The organism is Angustibacter sp. McL0619, assembly GCF_049994355.1.
Taxonomy (GTDB): Bacteria; Actinomycetota; Actinomycetes; order Actinomycetales; family Angustibacteraceae; genus Angustibacter.
The window spans coordinates 1485375-1502870 of record NZ_CP188257.1; the positions used below are offsets into that span (position 1 = coordinate 1485375).

Annotated in this window: 16 protein-coding genes and 1 tRNA gene; 10 read left to right on the forward strand and 7 right to left on the reverse strand. The window is 71.3% G+C overall.

Annotation, left to right across the window (positions count from 1 at the left end; all coding sequences use genetic code 11):
- Window positions 1–2 precede the first annotated feature (2 nt).
- Window positions 3–75 (reverse strand) — tRNA-Arg (locus tag ACPPVT_RS06710).
- 237 nt (window positions 76–312) lie between these two features.
- Here ACPPVT_RS06710 and ACPPVT_RS06715 point away from each other — a divergent pair.
- From ACPPVT_RS06715 to ettA, 4 genes are all read left to right on the forward strand, one after another.
- Window positions 313–2043, forward strand: a complete 1731-nt coding sequence (locus ACPPVT_RS06715) for a dynamin family protein (protein WP_426566237.1) — start codon at window positions 313–315, stop codon at window positions 2041–2043.
- Window positions 2040–3728, forward strand: a complete 1689-nt coding sequence (locus tag ACPPVT_RS06720; protein ID WP_426566238.1) for a GTPase — start codon at window positions 2040–2042, stop codon at window positions 3726–3728. Before ACPPVT_RS06715 ends, ACPPVT_RS06720 begins: the two co-directional genes overlap by 4 nt.
- Window positions 3729–3872: 144 nt before the next feature.
- On the forward strand, window positions 3873–4388 hold the full coding sequence (locus tag ACPPVT_RS06725; RefSeq protein ID WP_426566239.1) for a single-stranded DNA-binding protein: 516 nt from the start codon (window positions 3873–3875) through the stop codon (window positions 4386–4388).
- Between the two features lie 50 nt (window positions 4389–4438).
- A complete protein-coding gene (ettA, locus tag ACPPVT_RS06730) occupies window positions 4439–6115 on the forward strand; it encodes an energy-dependent translational throttle protein EttA (protein ID WP_426566240.1) in 1677 nt (558 codons plus the stop codon).
- Between the two features lie 131 nt (window positions 6116–6246).
- Here ettA and ACPPVT_RS06735 read toward each other — a convergent pair whose 3' ends face one another.
- A complete protein-coding gene (locus ACPPVT_RS06735; protein WP_426567078.1) occupies window positions 6247–6918 on the reverse strand; it encodes a fasciclin domain-containing protein in 672 nt (223 codons plus the stop codon).
- A 125-nt stretch (window positions 6919–7043) separates the two neighbouring features.
- On the opposite strand from ACPPVT_RS06735, the gene ACPPVT_RS06740 reads away from it, so the two are divergent.
- Both ACPPVT_RS06740 and ACPPVT_RS06745 read left to right on the forward strand, forming a co-directional pair.
- A complete protein-coding gene (locus tag ACPPVT_RS06740; protein WP_426566241.1) occupies window positions 7044–7604 on the forward strand; it encodes an RNA polymerase sigma factor in 561 nt (186 codons plus the stop codon).
- Complete coding sequence (locus ACPPVT_RS06745; RefSeq protein WP_426566242.1) at window positions 7601–8308, forward strand: anti-sigma factor domain-containing protein; 708 nt, start codon at window positions 7601–7603, stop codon at window positions 8306–8308. The genes ACPPVT_RS06740 and ACPPVT_RS06745 overlap by 4 nt, the downstream gene beginning before the upstream one ends.
- Window positions 8309–8414: 106 nt before the next feature.
- Here the strand turns inward: ACPPVT_RS06745 and ACPPVT_RS06750 are convergent, their stop codons facing one another.
- From ACPPVT_RS06750 to ACPPVT_RS06760, 3 genes are all read right to left on the reverse strand, one after another.
- Window positions 8415–8894 (reverse strand): C40 family peptidase, encoded by a 480-nt coding sequence (locus ACPPVT_RS06750; protein ID WP_426566243.1) that lies wholly within the window; start codon window positions 8892–8894, stop codon window positions 8415–8417.
- A gap of 329 nt (window positions 8895–9223) precedes the next feature.
- The gene (locus tag ACPPVT_RS06755) at window positions 9224–10141 is read right to left on the reverse strand and encodes an acyl-CoA thioesterase (RefSeq protein ID WP_426566244.1); all 918 of its coding nucleotides are present in this window, start codon (window positions 10139–10141) and stop codon (window positions 9224–9226) included.
- Window positions 10138–10797, reverse strand: a complete 660-nt coding sequence (locus tag ACPPVT_RS06760; RefSeq protein ID WP_426566245.1) for a TetR/AcrR family transcriptional regulator — start codon at window positions 10795–10797, stop codon at window positions 10138–10140. Before ACPPVT_RS06760 ends, ACPPVT_RS06755 begins: the two co-directional genes overlap by 4 nt.
- 106 nt (window positions 10798–10903) lie before the next feature.
- Between ACPPVT_RS06760 and ACPPVT_RS06765 the strand changes: the two genes are divergently transcribed.
- Genes ACPPVT_RS06765 through ACPPVT_RS06780 form a run of 4 tightly spaced genes read left to right on the forward strand, consistent with a single transcriptional unit; the run spans window position 10904 to window position 14610 of the window.
- Window positions 10904–12049: an acyl-CoA dehydrogenase family protein gene (locus ACPPVT_RS06765; protein WP_426566246.1), complete on the forward strand. Its 1146-nt coding sequence runs from the start codon at window positions 10904–10906 to the stop codon at window positions 12047–12049.
- Window positions 12046–12813 (forward strand): SDR family oxidoreductase, encoded by a 768-nt coding sequence (locus ACPPVT_RS06770; RefSeq protein WP_426566247.1) that lies wholly within the window; start codon window positions 12046–12048, stop codon window positions 12811–12813. Before ACPPVT_RS06765 ends, ACPPVT_RS06770 begins: the two co-directional genes overlap by 4 nt.
- Complete coding sequence (locus ACPPVT_RS06775) at window positions 12810–13829, forward strand: NADPH:quinone oxidoreductase family protein (protein WP_426566248.1); 1020 nt, start codon at window positions 12810–12812, stop codon at window positions 13827–13829. The genes ACPPVT_RS06770 and ACPPVT_RS06775 overlap by 4 nt, the downstream gene beginning before the upstream one ends.
- Window positions 13822–14610 (forward strand): SDR family NAD(P)-dependent oxidoreductase, encoded by a 789-nt coding sequence (locus tag ACPPVT_RS06780; protein ID WP_426566249.1) that lies wholly within the window; start codon window positions 13822–13824, stop codon window positions 14608–14610. The genes ACPPVT_RS06775 and ACPPVT_RS06780 overlap by 8 nt, the downstream gene beginning before the upstream one ends.
- A 1-nt stretch (window position 14611) precedes the next feature.
- Here ACPPVT_RS06780 and ACPPVT_RS06785 read toward each other — a convergent pair whose 3' ends face one another.
- Together ACPPVT_RS06785 and ACPPVT_RS06790 are read right to left on the reverse strand one after the other, a co-directional pair.
- Window positions 14612–16183 (reverse strand): glucoamylase family protein, encoded by a 1572-nt coding sequence (locus tag ACPPVT_RS06785; RefSeq protein ID WP_426566250.1) that lies wholly within the window; start codon window positions 16181–16183, stop codon window positions 14612–14614.
- Window positions 16184–16250: 67 nt separating this feature from the next.
- Complete coding sequence (locus tag ACPPVT_RS06790; RefSeq protein WP_426566251.1) at window positions 16251–17480, reverse strand: acyl-CoA dehydrogenase family protein; 1230 nt, start codon at window positions 17478–17480, stop codon at window positions 16251–16253.
- Window positions 17481–17496 lie beyond the last annotated feature (16 nt).

Sequence of the window (17496 nt, forward strand, 5' to 3'; positions counted from 1 at the left end):
AGCGCGCCCGCCGAGACTCGAACTCGGAACCTGCGGATTAGAAGGCCGCTGCTCTATCCGTTGAGCTACGGGCGCTCGGTACCGCGTCAGTATGCCGCAGCCCACACACACTGGGCGGCCGCGCAGGACCTGGCGTCGTCCGCAGCCGCGCAAGGTCATCAGGAACTCGCCCCGCGCCTAGCGTGAGCAGGGTCAGAATGGTGTTTCGGGCCGCTGCGCCGTCGGTCGCAGCTGGAGGTTTGCGATGCTCGCGACCGATCGATCGCGCGCCGAGTTGGCTTAGGTGAGCGTGAGACGGCAGGCTGGCTCATCGTGCAGGACCAGCCCGATCGAGACCCGCTGCTCGTGGCCGTCGACGAGCTCCGCAGCGGGATGGCTGCTGTACGTCTGCCCCTGGACGTCCCGGGGGTGGACAGCGCGCAGGCGGCGCGCGGCGAGATCCTCGACCAGCTCGACGACTACGTGCTGCCGAGACTGCGCTCGCAGGACGCGCCGCTGCTCGCAGTGGTCGGCGGTTCGACGGGCGCAGGCAAGTCGACGTTGGTCAACTCGATCGTCCGCGCACCGGTCAGCCCGAGCGGCGTCCTGCGCCCCACCACGCGGTCGCCGGTGCTGATCCACCACCCCCAGGACGCGGCGGCGTTCTCGGACCAGCGGGTGCTGGGCTCGCTGAGCAGGGTCACCGGAGACGTCGATCCGGCGCCGGTCCGAGCCGGCGGGGACGACGACGAGCGGATCACGGTGCTCCGGCTGGCCGCCAGTGATGCCCTGCCCGCGGGCCTGGCGCTGGTGGACGCTCCGGACATCGACTCGGTGGTGAGCGCCAACCGGGTGCTCGCGGCCCAGCTGCTCTCGGCCGCCGACCTGTGGATCTTCGTCACGACGGCAGCTCGCTATGCGGACGCCGTGCCGTGGGACTTCCTGCAGGGCGCTTCGGCACGCGGCGCGTCCGTGGCCATCGTGCTGGACCGTGTGCCGCCCGAGGCGATGATCGAGGTACGGCTGCACCTGGCCTCGATGCTGCGCGAGCGCGGGATGCAGTCGTCCCCGCTGTTCACCATCGCGGACAGCCCGGTGGACGAACAGGGGCTGCTCGCTCTCGACGTGGTTCGGCCGGTCAGCTCGTGGCTGGTGGCGCTGGCCCGGGACGCCCAGGCCCGGCGGGTGGTCTCGCGCCGGACCGTGAACGGCATCCTGGGCACACTGCCCGAGCGGGTGACGGCCGTCGCGGCGGCTTCCGGGCTGCAGGTCACCGCTCGGCAGGCACTGCTGGCCTCCGCGGCCCAGGCGTACGACGAGGCTCGCGAGGCGGTCGAGGGCGGCCTGACAGATGGTTCGTTGCTGCGCGGCGAGGTGCTGGCGCGCTGGCAGGAGTTCGTCGGAACCGGGGACATGCTGCGTTCCCTGGAAGCCAGGGTGGGTCGGGTGCGCGACCGCATCGCGGCCGCCGTCCGAGGTCGCAAGCACCCCGAGGAGGATCTCGGCGTGGCCCTGCAGAGCGGCGTCGAGTCGCTGCTCAGTGGTCAGGCCGAGCTGGCTGCGGCCAACACCTGGCAGCGCTGGCGGCAGCTCGATGGTGGGACGGCCCTGCTCGCTGCGCACCCGGAGCTCGAGGCGGCCTCGGCTGACCTGCACGAGCGGGCTTCGCGGACGATCCGTGACTGGCAGGGCTTCGTGCTGGACCTGGTGAGCAGCGAGGGCAGTGACCGCAGGACCACGGCGCGGATGCTCTCCTACGGTGTCAACGGTCTCGGGGTGCTGCTGATGCTGGTCGTGTTCAGCCACTCGTTCGGACTGTCGGGGGCAGAGGTGGGCATCGCAGGTGGCACAGCCGTCGTGGCACAGCGGCTGCTGGAGGCGGTGTTCGGCGACCAAGCCGTTCGTGGGCTGGCGGCACGGGCGCGTGCTGACCTGGCGAACCGGTGCGAGGAGCTGCTGTCCGCGGAGCGGTCCCGCTACGACGAGGCTGTCGCAGCGCTCGATCTGGGCTGCTCCGCCGACGTGCTGGTCGCGGCACTCGGCGCCGTCGAGGCGGCGCGATGAGTCGGCACAAGGCCCGCCACGAGGGCGCTCCCGGTGCCGGCGAGGTCTCCGCGCGGGCGGTGGCCCTGACCGAGGCCCTCGACATCGGCGGCCACCGACTCGAACCGGCGAGCTCACGCCGAGGCCGCGAGCTCGCCGGTCGGGTGACCGATCGGATGAGGCTGAGCGGCGAGCACACCGTCGTCGCGCTCGCGGGTGCGACCGGCAGCGGCAAGTCGAGCCTGTTCAACGCGTTGACCCGGCTGGACATCGCGGCGGTCGGTGCGCGACGCCCCACTACCTCCGCGGCCGCGGCCTGCGTGTACGGCGCCGAGAACGCGGGCCCGCTGCTGGAGTGGCTCGGCGTCCCGGCACAGCACCGGGTCAGCCAGGAGAGCGCGCTGGACTCCGGGGACGACCGACTGCAGGGGCTGGTCCTGCTGGACCTGCCGGACCACGACTCGACCGAGCTCTCGCACCGGCTGGAGGTCGACCGGCTGGTCGAGCTCGTCGACCTCTTCGTCTGGGTGACCGATCCGCAGAAGTACGCAGACGCCGCGCTGCACCGTCGCTACCTGTCGAAGCTCGCCGGGCATGACGCGGTCACCGTGGTCGTGCTGAACCATGCCGATCGACTCTCGCCCGAGGCGTTGGAGACCTGCCGCCGGGACCTCGAGCGCCTTGTCGCGGCGGACGGGCTGCGTGAGGTCGAGGTGATGACGACCTCGGCCACCCGGGGGGACGGCGTTCCTGGCCTGCGGGAGGAGCTGGCCACGGCGGTGGCTCGGCGCAACGCGTGGTCGCAGCGCCTTTCGGCCGACCTGGACACCGTCGCGGAGGAGCTCACGAAGGAGGTCGGCGAGCCCCACCGCCCTGCCTCCGCCCTGCTCGAAGGCAGCGGACTGACGCCCGCTCTGGAGTCCGCAGCGGGTGTGCCGCGGGTGGTGTCCGCGGTCGGCCAGGCGTACCAGCGTGACGCGGTGGGCGCGGCCGGATGGCCGGTGACCAGGTGGACGCGCCGGCTGCGGCCGGACCCGCTGCGCCGCCTTCACCTTCGACCCGCGGTCGAGGGCGGCTCGAAGCGGGGCGCCGACGCCGACGCCGCGAACAATGCCCTGCAGTTGGACGCGGACCTTGCCCGGTCGTCGCTGTCCCGGCCCACGCCCGGGCAGCGAGCAGCCGTGGAGCTCGCACTGCGCCGGGTCGGCGACCAGGCTGCGCAGGGCCTGCCGGCCCGGTGGGCGACCGCCGCACGAGCCGCCGCCGAACCATCGCCGGCGGACCTGTCCGATGCGGTCGACCAGGCGATCGTGTCCGCGGACCTCGGCTTGACCCGCCCCCGGTGGTGGATGGTTCTGGCCGCCGTGCAGCTCGTCCTGCTGCTCGCGGCCATCGCCGGGCTGGTCTGGTTGGTCGTGCTCGCGGTCACGGCCTGGCTCAAGCTGCCCGAGCCGGGAACGCCGTACCTGGGCGCGATCCCGGTGCCGACGCTTATGCTGATCGGTGGGCTGGTCATCGGCATCCTCATCGGGTTGGTGGTTCGGTGGGTGGCGCCCGCCGCCGGCCGTCGTCGCGGGGCGCGGGTGTCCAAGCGGTTGTCGAAGGCCGTGCAGGCCGTTGCCGAGCAGCGCGTCGTCGCCCCGGCCGAGCAGGTGCTTGCAGACCACCGTGCCACCCTGGACGCGCTGCAGCGGGCTCGTTCCTGACGCCTGTGGATGGTGGGGCTCGCGTCGTAGCTGTGGACGGCCGCCCGTCACACCGTGCACAGGTCGTCGCTCCACCCTTTCGGCAGCCGCGCCGCCCCAACAGGGTTGTCCGAGGCGGCACCCGGCCGCCCCGGAGGAGGACAAGTGAACGAGATCGTGACGACTGTCAGCGGCAACATCGCGACCGTCCCGAAGCACCAGATCACCGCCAAGGGCCAGGCCATGACGAGCTTTCGGCTCGCGTCCACACCGCGCAAGTTCGACCAGGACGTCCAGGGTTATGTGGACGGTGAGACGACCTGGGTGAATGTCAGCTGCTGGGGAGCCCTGGCCTTCAACGCGAGCAAGTCGCTTCAGAAGGGACAACCGGTCACCGTGCACGGCGCCATGAGGCAGCGGGAGTGGGTGGCCGACGACGGGAAGACCGGCAAGGAACTCGAGCTCGCGGCGCAGACGATCGGGCACGACCTGCGGCGAGGGTGCGCCGAGTTCCAGAAGGTCACCCGCGGCCCCAGCGCTGAGCGACGGTTCGGGCCAGCGTCCTCGCCTAGTGCAGAGCCCCACGACGCTGCGGACGTCGACCTGTCGCAGCACGACCAGCCGGCGATCGAGCCGTCCGTCAACAACTCCGAGCTCGAGCAGCTGGCGCGCAGCGCGTAGCCGCACCCGGCGCGGTCGGGAGCATGCTCGCGGGCCGTTAGCCTAGGTGCATGCCCGAGTTCATCTACACCATGACCAAGGCGCGCAAAGCGCACGGTGAGAAGGTCATCCTCGACGACGTGACGATGTCGTTCTACCCCGGCGCCAAGATCGGCGTCGTGGGGCCGAACGGCGCCGGCAAGTCGACGATCCTGAAGATCATGGCGGGCCTGGACCAGCCGTCGAACGGTGAGGCCAGGCTGACCCCCGGCTTCACCGTCGGGATCCTGCTGCAGGAGCCGCCGCTCAACGAGGAGAAGACCGTTCTCGGCAACGTCGAGGAGGGTGCGGGCGAGATCAAGGCGACGCTCGACCGCTACAACGAGATCGCCGCCGAGATGGCGGAGAACTACTCCGACGCGCTCATGGAAGAGATGGGCAAGCTCCAGGAGCAGATCGACGCGGCTGATGCGTGGGACCTGGACAGCCAGCTCGAGCAGGCGATGGACGCATTGCGCTGCCCACCGCCGGACGCCGACGTCACCGTCCTGTCCGGCGGTGAGCGCCGCCGGGTCGCACTGTGCAAGCTGCTGCTGCAGAAGCCCGACCTCCTGCTGCTCGACGAGCCCACCAACCACCTGGACGCCGAGAGCGTGCAGTGGCTGGAGCAGCACCTCGCCGCCTACCACGGCGCGGTCCTCGCGGTCACGCACGACCGGTACTTCCTGGACAACGTCGCTGAGTGGATCGCCGAGGTCGACCGCGGTCGGCTGTACCCCTACCAGGGCAACTACTCGACGTACCTGGAGAAGAAGGCCGAGCGCCTCCAGGTCCAGGGCAAGAAGGACGCCAAGACGGCCAAGCGCCTTCGCGACGAGCTCGAGTGGGTGCGGTCGAACGCCAAGGGGCGCCAGACCAAGTCAAAGGCCCGTCTGGCCAGGTACGAGGAGATGGCGTCCGAGGCCGAGCGCACCCGCAAGCTCGACTTCGAGGAGATCCAGATCCCGGCCGGCCCGCGGCTGGGCAGCGTCGTCATCGAAGCCGCCTCGCTGCGCAAGGGGTTCGACGACCGGATCCTGATCAACGACCTGACTTTTACGTTGCCGCGCAACGGGATCGTCGGCGTCATCGGCCCGAACGGTGTCGGCAAGACGACGTTGTTCAAGACCATCGTCGGGCTCGAGCCGATCGACAGCGGCGACCTCAAGGTCGGCGAGACGGTCAAGATCTCATACGTCGACCAGAGCCGTGGCGGCATCGACCCGAAGAAGAACGTCTGGGAGGTCGTCAGCGACGGCCTGGACTACATGAAGGTCGGCAACGTCGAGATTCCCTCGCGCGCCTACGTCTCGACGTTCGGGTTCAAGGGGCCGGACCAGCAGAAGGCGGCCGGTGTGCTCTCCGGCGGTGAGCGAAACCGGCTGAACCTGGCGCTGACCCTCAAGCAGGGCGGCAACCTGCTGCTGCTCGACGAGCCGACAAACGACCTCGACGTCGAGACCCTCGGCTCGCTGGAGAACGCGCTGCTCGAGTTCCCCGGCTGTGCCGTCGTGATCAGCCACGACCGGTGGTTCCTGGACCGGGTCGCCACCCACATCCTCGCCTACGAGGGCGACGACGCGGACCCGTCGAAGTGGTACTGGTTCGAGGGCAACTACGAGTCCTACGAGGCCAACAAGGTCTCTCGTCTCGGAGTCGAGGCAGCGCGTCCGCACCGCGTGACCTACCGCAAGCTGACCCGCGACTGACCCCCGCGACTGACCCCCGCGACTGACCCCCGCGACTGACCCCCGCGACTGACCCCCGCGAGTGAGCCGCGCGCGACACGTGCAGAGCAGCCCGCCGACCGCCGTGGTCAACGGGCTGCTCGCGTCTGCTCTCAGAGATCGAGCGGCCGCAGCACGAAGCTGATGCCGTGCGCGATCTGCCGGTTGCCCTTGTTGATGTTCAGCTCGCCGGGCACCAGGAAGGGGTTGATGTCGTTGCGGTCGTTGTCGACCAGCGCGACGATGCCGAAGCATCGGCTGATCACGTCGACCTTGAACGTCGCGCCGGGCAGCGCGGTGTGCAGCACCGCACCGTCCGAACGCAGTGCCTGTGCCTTGGTGATGGTCGCCCCCGGCACCACGTGGTAGAGCAGCACCGACTCGAGGGTGTCCACCCCGAGGGTCGCCGCGGCCGCGAAGACCTGCGACTCGCTGCGGTACCAGTGGCCGGTCAGGTCAGCGACCAGCACCTGGAACGCGCGGTCGTTCGGAAGGAAGGCCGTGAGCGGGACCCTCCCGTCGGCCAGCACCGCGACGGGGCTTGTCGGCTTGGCGGTCAGCACCGCACCGACCGCGGCGTCCACGACGTCGAAGTCGTACCAGTTGCGGTCGAAGGAGTGCCCGTCCGCGGCGAGTACCGCGGCCAGGCTGCGGGTGCCGAGGGCGTGCGAGGAGCGCGCACCCTCGCTGGCGCTGGCGCCCGGCGCGAGCGCGACGGCGGTGGCTGCGACCACCACGGTCGCGGCGACGGTGCTGATGGAACGGGCGATGGATCGGCGGAGCAGGGACACGTTGCCTCCCAGGGGTGTGGTGACCGGTTCCGGTCGCACCCCACTTCGGCTGGGGACGCTGGCGCGGTTGCACGGCGTCGTTCTGCAACCGCGCAGCCACATCGGTACGAAGTGGGGTTGTGGAGGCCGTCGACGTGCTGGGTGCCCGGCTGCACAACGGCGACGAGAGCGCGCTCGAGGAGTGCTACGCGCAGTTCGGCCCGACCGTGCTGGCCTACCTTCGCCGGCACGTCGGGGTGGACGACGCCGAGGACGTCCTGCAGCGCACGTTCCTCGACGTGTGGCGCAGCGCGGCGCGGTACGACCCGATGCAGCCCCTGGCGGGCTGGGTCTTCACCATCGCCCGACGGCGAGCCATCGACACCCTGCGCGGTCGTCGTCCGACCGTCGTCTCGGTCGACGTGCTGCGCGACCTCGTGGGGGAGGACGGACGGGAGATGGCTGAGCGGTTCGCCTGGGCGGCCGACCTCCGGGCGGCCCTGGCCCGGCTGCCCGAGGCCCAACGACGAACGCTGGAGCTCGCCTACTTCGAGGACCGCACCCAGCGCGAGATCGCACGGCTGCTCGACGTCCCGCTCGGCACCGTGAAGGCCAGGATGGCGCGCGGCACCCGGGCTTTGGGGGAGCTGATGGTGAACGACACCGTCGCCGCCAACGAGAGGGGAGGTGAGGTCGAGTGAGCCACGTCGACACGGGCGAGGAGCTGGTCGCGCTGCTGCGCGGAGAGCTCGACCGCGCACGGACCGGGGACGTCGTCGGGCACCTGCGCGAGTGCGACGACTGCCGCTCGGCGCTGGTCGAAGTCGCGTCCGTGCACTGCGCCTTGTCGGCGGCGGCGAGGCTGCTGCGGTCCGAGCCGGAGGCTCACCTGACCCCTGTGGGGCCGTCGTCCGTCCTGGCTGGTCAGTCGACCGTCGAGCTGCCGCCACTGGTCCCGGTCACGACCCGCAGGCGGCTGCCGATGGTGCTGGTGGCGTGCGCGGCCGGGGTGCTGCTCGTGGTCGGGCTCGCTGCCGGGATCCAGCACTGGCGGGGGAACGCCTCGGCCACGCCGTCGCGGTCGGTCGCGTTGCAGGCGGTCACTGGGACGGCGTCCGGGCGGGTGTCGATGGCCGAGCCGGCCACCCAGCGCGGGACGACGCGGATGAGCATCACGACGACGGGACTGGACCCCGCAGGTCCAGGACGCTTCTACTACGCGTGGCTGTTCGACCCGATGACGAGCAAGATGCTGCCGCTCGGCGTGGTCTCACCGGACGGCTCGACGCGCTTCGACGTCTCCGACGACCTGGTCAGCAGCTACCACGCCGTCGACATCAGCCTGCAGGACGACAACGGAGACCCGGCGCACTCGGCGACCTCGGTGCTCCACGCCGGCTATTGAGGCGCAGGAAGGCACGGCCCCGCCAGGTACGCCGTGAGGTACGCCAGTCAGGGGTGATCACCCCCGCCTCGCGTACCTCACGGAGTACGGAACATCGTCCAGCGGTTCAGCGCACCCGGCCGTACCGGACCTGCGACGTCCAGAGGTGCACCTTCTTGACCTTCTTGCCCGGCCGCGGCGCGTGCCAGATGTTGCCGTGGCCGGCGTAGATGGCGACGTGGTACGCGTGCCGACCGTGGAAGAAGAACACCAGGTCGCCCTGGCGGCGGTTCTTGGACTTGATGTGGATCGACCTCTTCCACTGGCCCTGCGCCGTGCGGGCCAGCTTCTTGCCGACCTTGGCGTAGCTCCAGCGGGTCAGGCCCGAGCAGTCGAAGGCGCGTGGGCCGGTGGCCCCGTGCCGGTAGGGGGTTCCGTGCCTGGTCGCCGCCATCTTGACGGCCCGGGTGGCGACGGCGGCGGGGACCACGGCCGACGCGGACAGCGTGCCGGCCACAGCCAGCGGGATGGTGAGCCCGACGGCCAGCGCGGCCGCGAAGACCAGACGGAACAGGGCAGGGTGAACAGCGCGACGAGTCGCGGTCATGGGGTACTCCAGGTCAGCGCCTGCGAAGCGGGACCTGTCGGGGTCGGGAACCTGTACTCCCGGTCCGTCGTCAGCCGGCCTCAACGTGCGAGGTCGTCAGCGACGTCCTTACCCCCAAGAGCTGCCGTGGTGCACGGCGCTCGAAAAACCTGGGCGCTCCGTACCTGCCACCAACGCGTCGTGGTAGACGACTCCCTGGTGCCGTGGCAGGTCTCGGCGTGACACCAGGAGCCCCGCCGTCTGGCGAGGGCTTCGTCTCTGTATCGGCCGCGACGCTCGCGACCTGAAGTGCCTGTGGCCGACGTCACGTCGAAGTCGACCTGTTCGGCTCAGCCGAGCAGCTCCTCGGGCACCCGCAGCATGCCCTCCTGTGCGACCGAGGCGACCAGGCGGCCGTCCTGGCTGAAGATCCGGCCGATGCCCAGACCGCGGGCGCCGGACGCCGACGGGCTGGCTTGGACGTACAGCAGCCACTCGTCGACCCGCACCGGCCGGTGCCACCACATCGCGTGGTCCAGGCTCGCTGCCTTCAGCCCGCGGGTCGCCCAGGTCACTCCGTGTCGGCGCAGCACGGACTCCAGCAGCGTGTAGTCGCTCGCATAGCCCAGCACGGCCCGGTGCAGCACGGGGTCGTCCGGCATCGCGGCGGGTGTGCGCATCCAGACGGCGTTGCGGGCCACCCGCTCCGGGTCGGCTTCCCAGTACACCGGCGGCTGCACGTGCCGCAGGTCCATGGGCCGCTCCTGCGACCAGTACCGCGCCACCGGGTGGTCGATGTGGCCGAGCAGCTGGGCGGTGGTGGGCAGCTCGTCCGGGCCGGGGACGTCGGGCATCGAGTCCTGGTGGTCCAGTCCCGGTGCCTCGTCCTGGAAGGAGGCGATCATCGACAGGATCGGCTTGCCGAACTGGATCGCGTGCACCCGCCGGGCGCTGAAGGAGCGACCGTCGCGCAGCCGCTCGACCGCGAAGGTGATCGGCTCGTTGGAGTCGCCCGCCCGCAGGAAGTAGCCGTGCATCGAGTGGACGTCGCGGCCGGGCTCGACAGTCCGTCCGGCCGCCACCAGGGTCTGGCCGAGCACCTGGCCGCCGAAGACGCGGCCGTGCGGCTGGCGCTGGCTGGCGCCGACGAAGACGTCCTGGCCGTGCTCGTCCAGCCCCTGCGGCTCGAGGTCGAGCACCGCCAGCAGACCCTTGAGCAGCTCGGCGCCGTCCCCGCGCGCGTCCTGCGCCGTCGTCCGCTCGCTCACGTGACCTCCGGGCTCGTCGTGGTCGGCGCCTGCGCAGCGCCGAGCATCCGCAGGGCCAGCCTGCCGTACAGCGTCGCCACGTCCTCCGGCGACTCCCGGCCGGCCGGGTCGTACCACCGGCAGACGTCGATGCTCAGCGACAGGATGGCTCGGGTCACCCCGTGCGGGTCGTCCAGCGACAGCTCGCCGGCAGCCGCACCTCGCCGCACCTCGGCCTCGACCAACGACTCGATGGCCCGCCGCATCTGGGCCACCTCGACCCGGTCCGCGGCGGGCAGCGCACCCAGCTCGTACTGGACGACGCGGGCCACGGTGTGGTGCCGGGCGTGCCAGGCGGTGAAGGTCTCGACGCACCGCCGCAGCCGCTGGGTGCTGCTGCCCGGAGTCTGCGGCGAGAGTGCCTCGCGCACCAGGTCGAGCGCGCCCTGGTGCCCGAGCAGGCTGACCTGGGCCAGTACCGCGGCCTTGCTCGGGTAGTGCACGTACAGGCCGGCAGGGGACAGCCCGGCACCGATTGCGATGTCCCGCGTCGTGGTCGCGTGGTACCCGCGGTCCGCGAACGCGGCGACCGCCGCCTGGACGATCCGGCGGGGCGTGTCGGGCAGGTCGACGAAGGCGTCCGCGAGCGCGGGGTCGCCGGCTGCGGTGCTGGCCATCGCGCACTCCCTCGAAGGTCGTCGGACCGCTTGACAGGCCACGGCTGGGACGGGAGGCTAGCAGGTGAGCAAGCGCTTAGTCACTGTCTGTCCTGGGAGGCCCCCGGTGCGCCGCACCCTGTTCACCGAAGAGCACGAGGCGCTGCGCGCCACGGCCAAGGAGTTCCTGGCCCGTCACGTGATCCCGCACCAGGACGAGTTCATCGAGAACCGCGGTCTGCCTCGCGAGTTCTGGCTGGAGGCCGGCAAGCAGGGGCTGCTCGGCCTGCACATCCCCGACGAGTGGGGCGGCGGCGGCAGTGAGGACTACCGCTACGGCGTCGTGGTCGCCGAGGAGTTCTCCAAGGTCTCGGCGTCCATCTCCTCGTGCTTCGGCATCCACGGCAGCGTCTGCGCGCCGTACCTGGTGGAGCTGACCACCGACGAGCAGAAGGAGCGCTGGCTGCCGCGCTTCTGCACCGGCGAGCTGGTCTGCGCGATCGCGATGACCGAGCCCAGTGGCGGCTCCGACCTCGCCGCGCTGAAGACCCACGCAGTGCGCGACGGCGACGACTGGATCCTCAACGGCTCCAAGACCTTCATCACCAACGGGTACAGCGCCGACCTGGTGATCGTGGCCGCGCGCACCGACCCGTCCAAGGGCGCCCGCGGCATCACGCTGTTCGGCGTCGAGACGGGCATGGAAGGCTTCACCCGCGGCCGCAAGCTCGACAAGGTCGGCCAGACCGAGTCCGACACCGCCGAGCTGTTCTTCCAGGACGTGCGGGTGCCGGACGCACTGCGGATCGGCGAGGAGGGGCAGGGCTTCATCTCGATGATGGAGCGGCTGGTGCAGGAGCGCGTCGGCGCGGCGCTGGCGAACATCGCGCACGCCGCGCAGATCCTGGACGAGACCATCGAGTACGTGAAGCAGCGCAAGGCGTTCGGCCAGTCCGTCGGGTCGTTCCAGCACAACAAGTTCAAGGTCGCCGAGCTGAAGACCAAGGTCGACGTCACGCAGGCGTTCGTCGACAAGTGCATCGTGCTGTTCGCCGAGGGCCAGCTGACCTCCGCCGAGGCCGCCGAGGCCAAGTGGTGGAGTGCCCAGGTGCAGAACGACGTCCTGGACGAGTGCGTCCAGCTCTACGGCGGCTACGGCTACATGAACGAGTACCGGGTGGCACGCGCCTGGCGCGACGCCCGGGTGACCAAGATCTGGGCCGGCTCCAACGAGATCATGAAGGAGCTCATCGGCCGGGACCTGGGCCTGTGAGCGGGTCGGCACGGCGCTTCGAGGGCAAGACCGCGATCGTCACAGGTGCTTCGCGGGGCATCGGCCTCGGCATCGCCGAGCGTCTGGTCGCTGAAGGTGCGCGGGTCGTCATCACCGCGCGCACCGCCGAGGCGCTGGACGAGGCGGTGACCACGCTCGGCGGCCCCGGCGTCGCGCTCGCCGTCGCCGGACGCTCGGACGACGCCGAGCACCGCGCGCAGACCGTCGAACGGGCCGTCCAGGTCTTCGGTGGTCTGGACTTCCTGGTCAACAACACCGGCATCAACCCGGTCGCCGGCCCGCTGCTCGACCTGGACCTCGACGCGGCCCGCAAGATCGCTGAGACCAACATCGTCTCCACCCTGGCCTGGACCCAGCTCGCGGTCCAGGCGGGGATCGCTGAGCGTCGCGGCGCGGTGGTCAACATCTCGTCCATCGCCGGGGTGCAGCCGGCCCCGGGCATCTCGTTCTACGGCGCGAGCAAGGCGGCCGTCATCTCGCTGACCGAGTCCCTGGCCGTCGAGCTCGGACCGCTGGTGCGGGTCAACGCGGTGGCGCCGGCCATCATCAAGACCAAGTTCGCGGAGGTGCTGTACCTGGACAAGGAGGAGCGGGTCGCGCGGCACTACCCGCTCAAGCGGCTGGGGGAGCCCGCGGACGTGGCCGGACCGGTCGCCTTCCTGCTCTCCGACGACGCGGCCTGGGTGACCGGCCAGACGATCGTCGTCGACGGCGGGATCAGCAAGGCCGGAGGTCTCGGGTGAGCGACCTGCCCAGCACGATGCATGCCTGGCAGGTGGTGCGGCACGGGGACCCGGCATACGCGTTGGAGCGTCGCGAGGTATCGGTGCCGCGTCCCGGTCCGGGCCAGCTGGTGGCCCGGGTCGCGGCCTGCGCGCTGAACTACCCGGACACCATGCTCGCCGCCGGCACCTACCAGCAGCGGCCCGAGCTGCCCTTCACCCCTGGCATCGAGCTGTCCGGTCACGTTGCGGCAGTGGGTGACGGGGTCACCGACCACGCCGTCGGGGACCGAGTGCTCGGCCTGCCCGCCCTGCCGCACGGGGCGCTGGCCGACTACGCGGTGATGTCCGCGGACACCGCCTTCGCCGCACCCGAGTCGCTGGACGACGCGAAGGCGTCGGCCCTCTACGTGGCGTACCAGACGGGCTGGTTCGGGCTGCACCGGCGCGCTCGGCTGCAGGCCGGGGAGACGCTGGTCGTGCACGCTGCGACCGGTGGAGTGGGCAGCGCAGCGGTCCAGCTCGGTCTGGCGGCCGGTGCGCGCGTGGTGGCGGTCGTTGGTGGCCCGGACAAGGCCGAGGTGGCCTGGTGGCTGGGTGCGGACGAGGTGGTGGACCGGCACGCCGCCGGCGACCTGGCCGGGCTCGTCGGCGCGCTGAAGGCCGCCTGCGGCCCGCACGGTGCCGACGTCGTCTACGACCCGGTCGGCGGGGACGCGTTCGCCGCGTCCACCAAGGTCGTCGCCTTCGAGGGGCGGATCGTGGTCGTCGGCTTCACCAGCGGCACAGCGGCGCAGGCCGCGACGAACCACGCACTGATCAAGAACTACAGCGTGCTCGGGCTGCACTGGGGCCTGTACCAGCAGCACGACCCGGCGGCGGTGCAGCACGCGCAGCGGGAGATCCACGAGCTGGTGGCGGCGGGCCTGGTCGACCCGTGGGTCTCCGAGCGGATCGGCCCGGACGACGTCCCGGACGCGCTGAGCCGACTGGCCGCGGGCCGGACGACGGGACGGGTGGTGGTCGTAGGTGCTTGAGCTCTCCGGCGCGTGCGTCGTGGTCACCGGCGGTGGGTCCGGCATCGGCGCCGAGCTGTCTCGCCGGTTCGCCCAGCAGGGCGCGCACGTCGTGGTCAACGACCTCGATCCCGCGTCGGCCAAGGCGGTCGCCGACGAGATCGGCGGGCTGACCGCGCCGGGTGACGCCGCGACCCTCGACGGGGTCGAGGCCGTGGTGGCGCTGGCCCGGGAGCGCTTTGGCGAGGTGGACCTGTTCTGCGCCAACGCCGGCGTGGCTCCGCGCGGTGGTCCGGTCGGGCCCGGTGCGACTACGCCGCAGGCCTGGGCACAGGCCCTCGAGGTCAACGTGCTCGCCCACGTGCGGGCCGCCGAGGTCCTGCTGCCGGCCTGGTTGGCCCGCGGGCGCGGCCACCTGCTGGTCACGGCGTCGGCCGCTGGGCTGCTCACCATGCTGGGCAGCGCGCCGTACGCGGTGACCAAGCACGCCGCGGTGGCCTTCGCCGAATGGCTGCGGCTGACGTACTCGCACCGCGGGGTCGTCGTCCAAGCTCTGTGCCCGCAGGGCGTCCGGACCCCGATGCTCGCGGGCACCGGTCGGCTCGGCCGGGCGCTGCTCGAACCGGACGCCGTCGACGTCTCGGTGGTGGGCGACGCGGTCCTCGCTGCGTTGGGCACCGGGCAGTTCCTGGTGCTGCCGCACCCCGAGGTGGCCGGCTACCTGGCGGCCAAGGCGGCCGACCCGGACGACTGGCTCGAGTCGATGAACCGCCTGCAGCAGCGGCTGGAGTCCGGGCGCTGAGTCAGCCGTCCATGCCGGCCGAGAAGGTCTCACGGGCCAGCAGCGGCCGCAGCCGGTGCTCGACGTCCGGGGTGACGAAGGCCTGGTGCAGGCTGCCCGTCAGCACGTTGCCGATCGCACCCATCACCATCGCCTGGTCCAGCGACAGGTAGGTCTTGGCCACCGTTCCGGAGCGCACTGCCACGGCGTCGTAGAAGCCGCCGTCGCCGTAGGCACCCAGGTGGTCCTTGATCGCGGCCAGGTTGTCCATCGCGGCGCGCGGGGCGTAGGGCAGCGCGAGGAACGACGCGTGCGGTGTCACCACGCCGTCACCGAAGGTCGGTGTCGGTACGGTCGCCGGTCGGCAGTCGCCGAACCCGTCGTCCACCGGGCTCTTCTCGGCGTCGGAGTAGTAGCCGTCCGGGTTCATCCCGATCGCGTCCACGCCGTACTCGCGGTAGCCGCCGCCGGGGGTGCTGGACGGCGAGAAGCCCCAGTACCCGTACTTCGCGTCGTCCAGACCGTGCTCGATCTGGGCGCGCACGGTGAGCGGGTGGTTCACCGCCCAGCTGCGCGGACCCCACGAGGCCTCGGGTACGAACAGGTCCGGCATCAGCGACTCGAACATGTCTCCGCCCCAGCTGGGCACCAGGCGCATCCCGCGGTAGCGGTAGGCGCCCTCGTAGACCGGCACGCCCAGGTAGGTGCGGGTGGTGCCGACCGGCTGCTGCTCCTGCCAGGACCAGTCGCAGGTGCTGGGGAAGGTACGCCAGGTCGCGTAGTACGCCTCGGGCGGGATCTGGGCCCGGGCGATGCCGAGGTAGAGCGCGATCCGCGCCTCGGTCACCGTCGTGTCGTAGCTGTTGCAGGTGTACCAGACGTCCGGGCCGCTGCCGCGGTAGTTGCCGACCACCGAACAGCCGCCGGGGTCGGAGTCCCAGAAGCCGCCGCGGACGAAGCCGGCGTTCACCCCGTCGCGGGCGGGTGCCGGGTTGTAGAAGAAGCCGAAGTCCATGGGGCGCAACAGGTCCTGGGCCTGGCGGCGCAGTCTGGGCTCGGCTCCGGCGACCACCATCAGCGCCGCGGCCAGCCAGCCGTTGTCGACGCTGGACAGGAATGGGGTGATCGGGTCACCGGACGGCGGCCAGACCGTCAGCTTGGCCCCGGTGTGCTCGTCGTACCAGTTGTAGAACATGCCGCTGGCCGGGTGTCGATCCAGGTGGCCGAGCGTGGTCAGCGTCCGGCTCATCCGCCGCAGAGCCTCGGCGCGGCGGATCACCCCCGTGTCGCGCGCGACGACCGTGCTCCACAGGTAGCCACCGATGTTGGTCGGCGAGGTGTAGCCGGACCGCACCGGAGCGGTCACCGGGCCGGTCATGTTGTCTGCGGGAAGTCCGGTGGCGTCGTCCGTCAAGGCGACGAAGGAGCGCCAGGTGTCCGCGGCGTAGCGGTGCAGGGTGGCCCGGTCTGCACTGGTCAGGCCACCGCCGTCCGGACGTCCTGGCGGCGCGGCCGTGGCGGCGGCGCTCGACCCCGCCAGCAGGGCCAGCAAGACCGGACCAACGACGGTCAGCAGAGCGGTGCGGCGGTGCACGGTGGGCCTCCTCGACGGTTCCCCTCCTGGCACCCTGTCCGAACTGTCCGGATCGTGCAACCGGAGCTCAGGCGTAGCGGGCCAGCTCCCGTCGCGCGAGCGACATGCGGTGCACCTCGTCCGGGCCGTCGGCAAGCCGCAGGGTCCGCGCGGCCACCCACAGCTGGGCGAGCGGCGTGTCCTGGCTGACGCCGGCCCCGCCGTGCACCTGGATGGCGTCGTCGATCACCCGCTGGGCCATCAACGGGACCGCGATCTTGATCGCCTGGATCTCGGCGTGCGCGCCCTTGTTGCCGACGGTGTCCATCAGCCAGGCAGTCTTCAGCACCAGCAGCCGGGCCTGCTCGATGGCGACCCGGGCGTTGGCGACCTGCTCGCGCACCACACCCTGCGCCGACAGCGGCCGCCCGAACGCCACCCGCTCGTTGGCCCGGCGGCACATCAGCTCCAGCGCGCGCTCGGCCATCCCGATCAGGCGCATGCAGTGGTGGATGCGGCCCGGGCCCAGTCGCGCCTGGGCGATCGCGAAACCCTCGCCCTCACCCTTGAGGATGTTCGACGCAGGAACCCGGACGTCGTCGAACGCAACCTCGGCGTGGCCGCCGTGCGGGCTGTCGTCGTAGCCGAAGGTGTGCAGCGCGCGGACGATCCGCACGCCCGGGGTGTCCCGCGGCACCAGGACCATCGACTGCCGGCGGTGCCGGTCCACCGACTCGTCGGCCGGGTCCGCCGACTGCCCCATCACCACGAAGATCTCGGCGGCGGGGTCCATCGCGCCCGTGGACCACCACTTGCGTCCGCTGACGACGTACTCGTCGCCGTCGCGGCGGATCCTGGTCTCGATGTTCGTCGCGTCCGAGGAGGCGACCTCTGGCTCCGTCATGCAGAAGGCGGACCGGATCCGCCCGTCCAGCAACGGTTCCAGCCAACGGGACTGCTGCTGCGGGGTACCGAACTCGGCCAGCACCTCCATGTTGCCGGTGTCCGGGGCAGCGCAGTTCAGCGACTCCGGTGCCAGCCACGGAGACCGCCCGGTCAGCTCGGCGAGCGGCGCGTACTGCGCGTTGGTCAGGCCGGCCCCGTGCCGGCCTGGGATGAAGAGGTTCCACAGGCCCTCGCCGCGGGCGGCCGCCTTGAGCTCCTGGACGACGGGTGGGCGCGACCACTCCCGGTCGGTGCCGCGCGCATCCTGGACCTGCTGGTGCAGAACGGCTTCCGCCGGGTAGACGTGCGTCTCGAGGAACCTCTGCAGCCGTTCGGTGAGCTCGGTGGTGCGGTCGTCATAGGCGAAGTCCACGGTGGTCCTCTCGTTG

Coding starts and splice junctions, on each gene's coding strand:
- ettA (WP_426566240.1), top strand. CDS start 4,439: ATGCCCGAGTTCATCTACACCATGACCAAGGCGCGCAAAGCGCACGGT.
- ACPPVT_RS06750 (WP_426566243.1), bottom strand. CDS start 8,894: ATGACCGCGACTCGTCGCGCTGTTCACCCTGCCCTGTTCCGTCTGGTC.
- ACPPVT_RS06720 (WP_426566238.1), top strand. CDS start 2,040: ATGAGTCGGCACAAGGCCCGCCACGAGGGCGCTCCCGGTGCCGGCGAG.
- ACPPVT_RS06760 (WP_426566245.1), bottom strand. CDS start 10,797: ATGGCCAGCACCGCAGCCGGCGACCCCGCGCTCGCGGACGCCTTCGTC.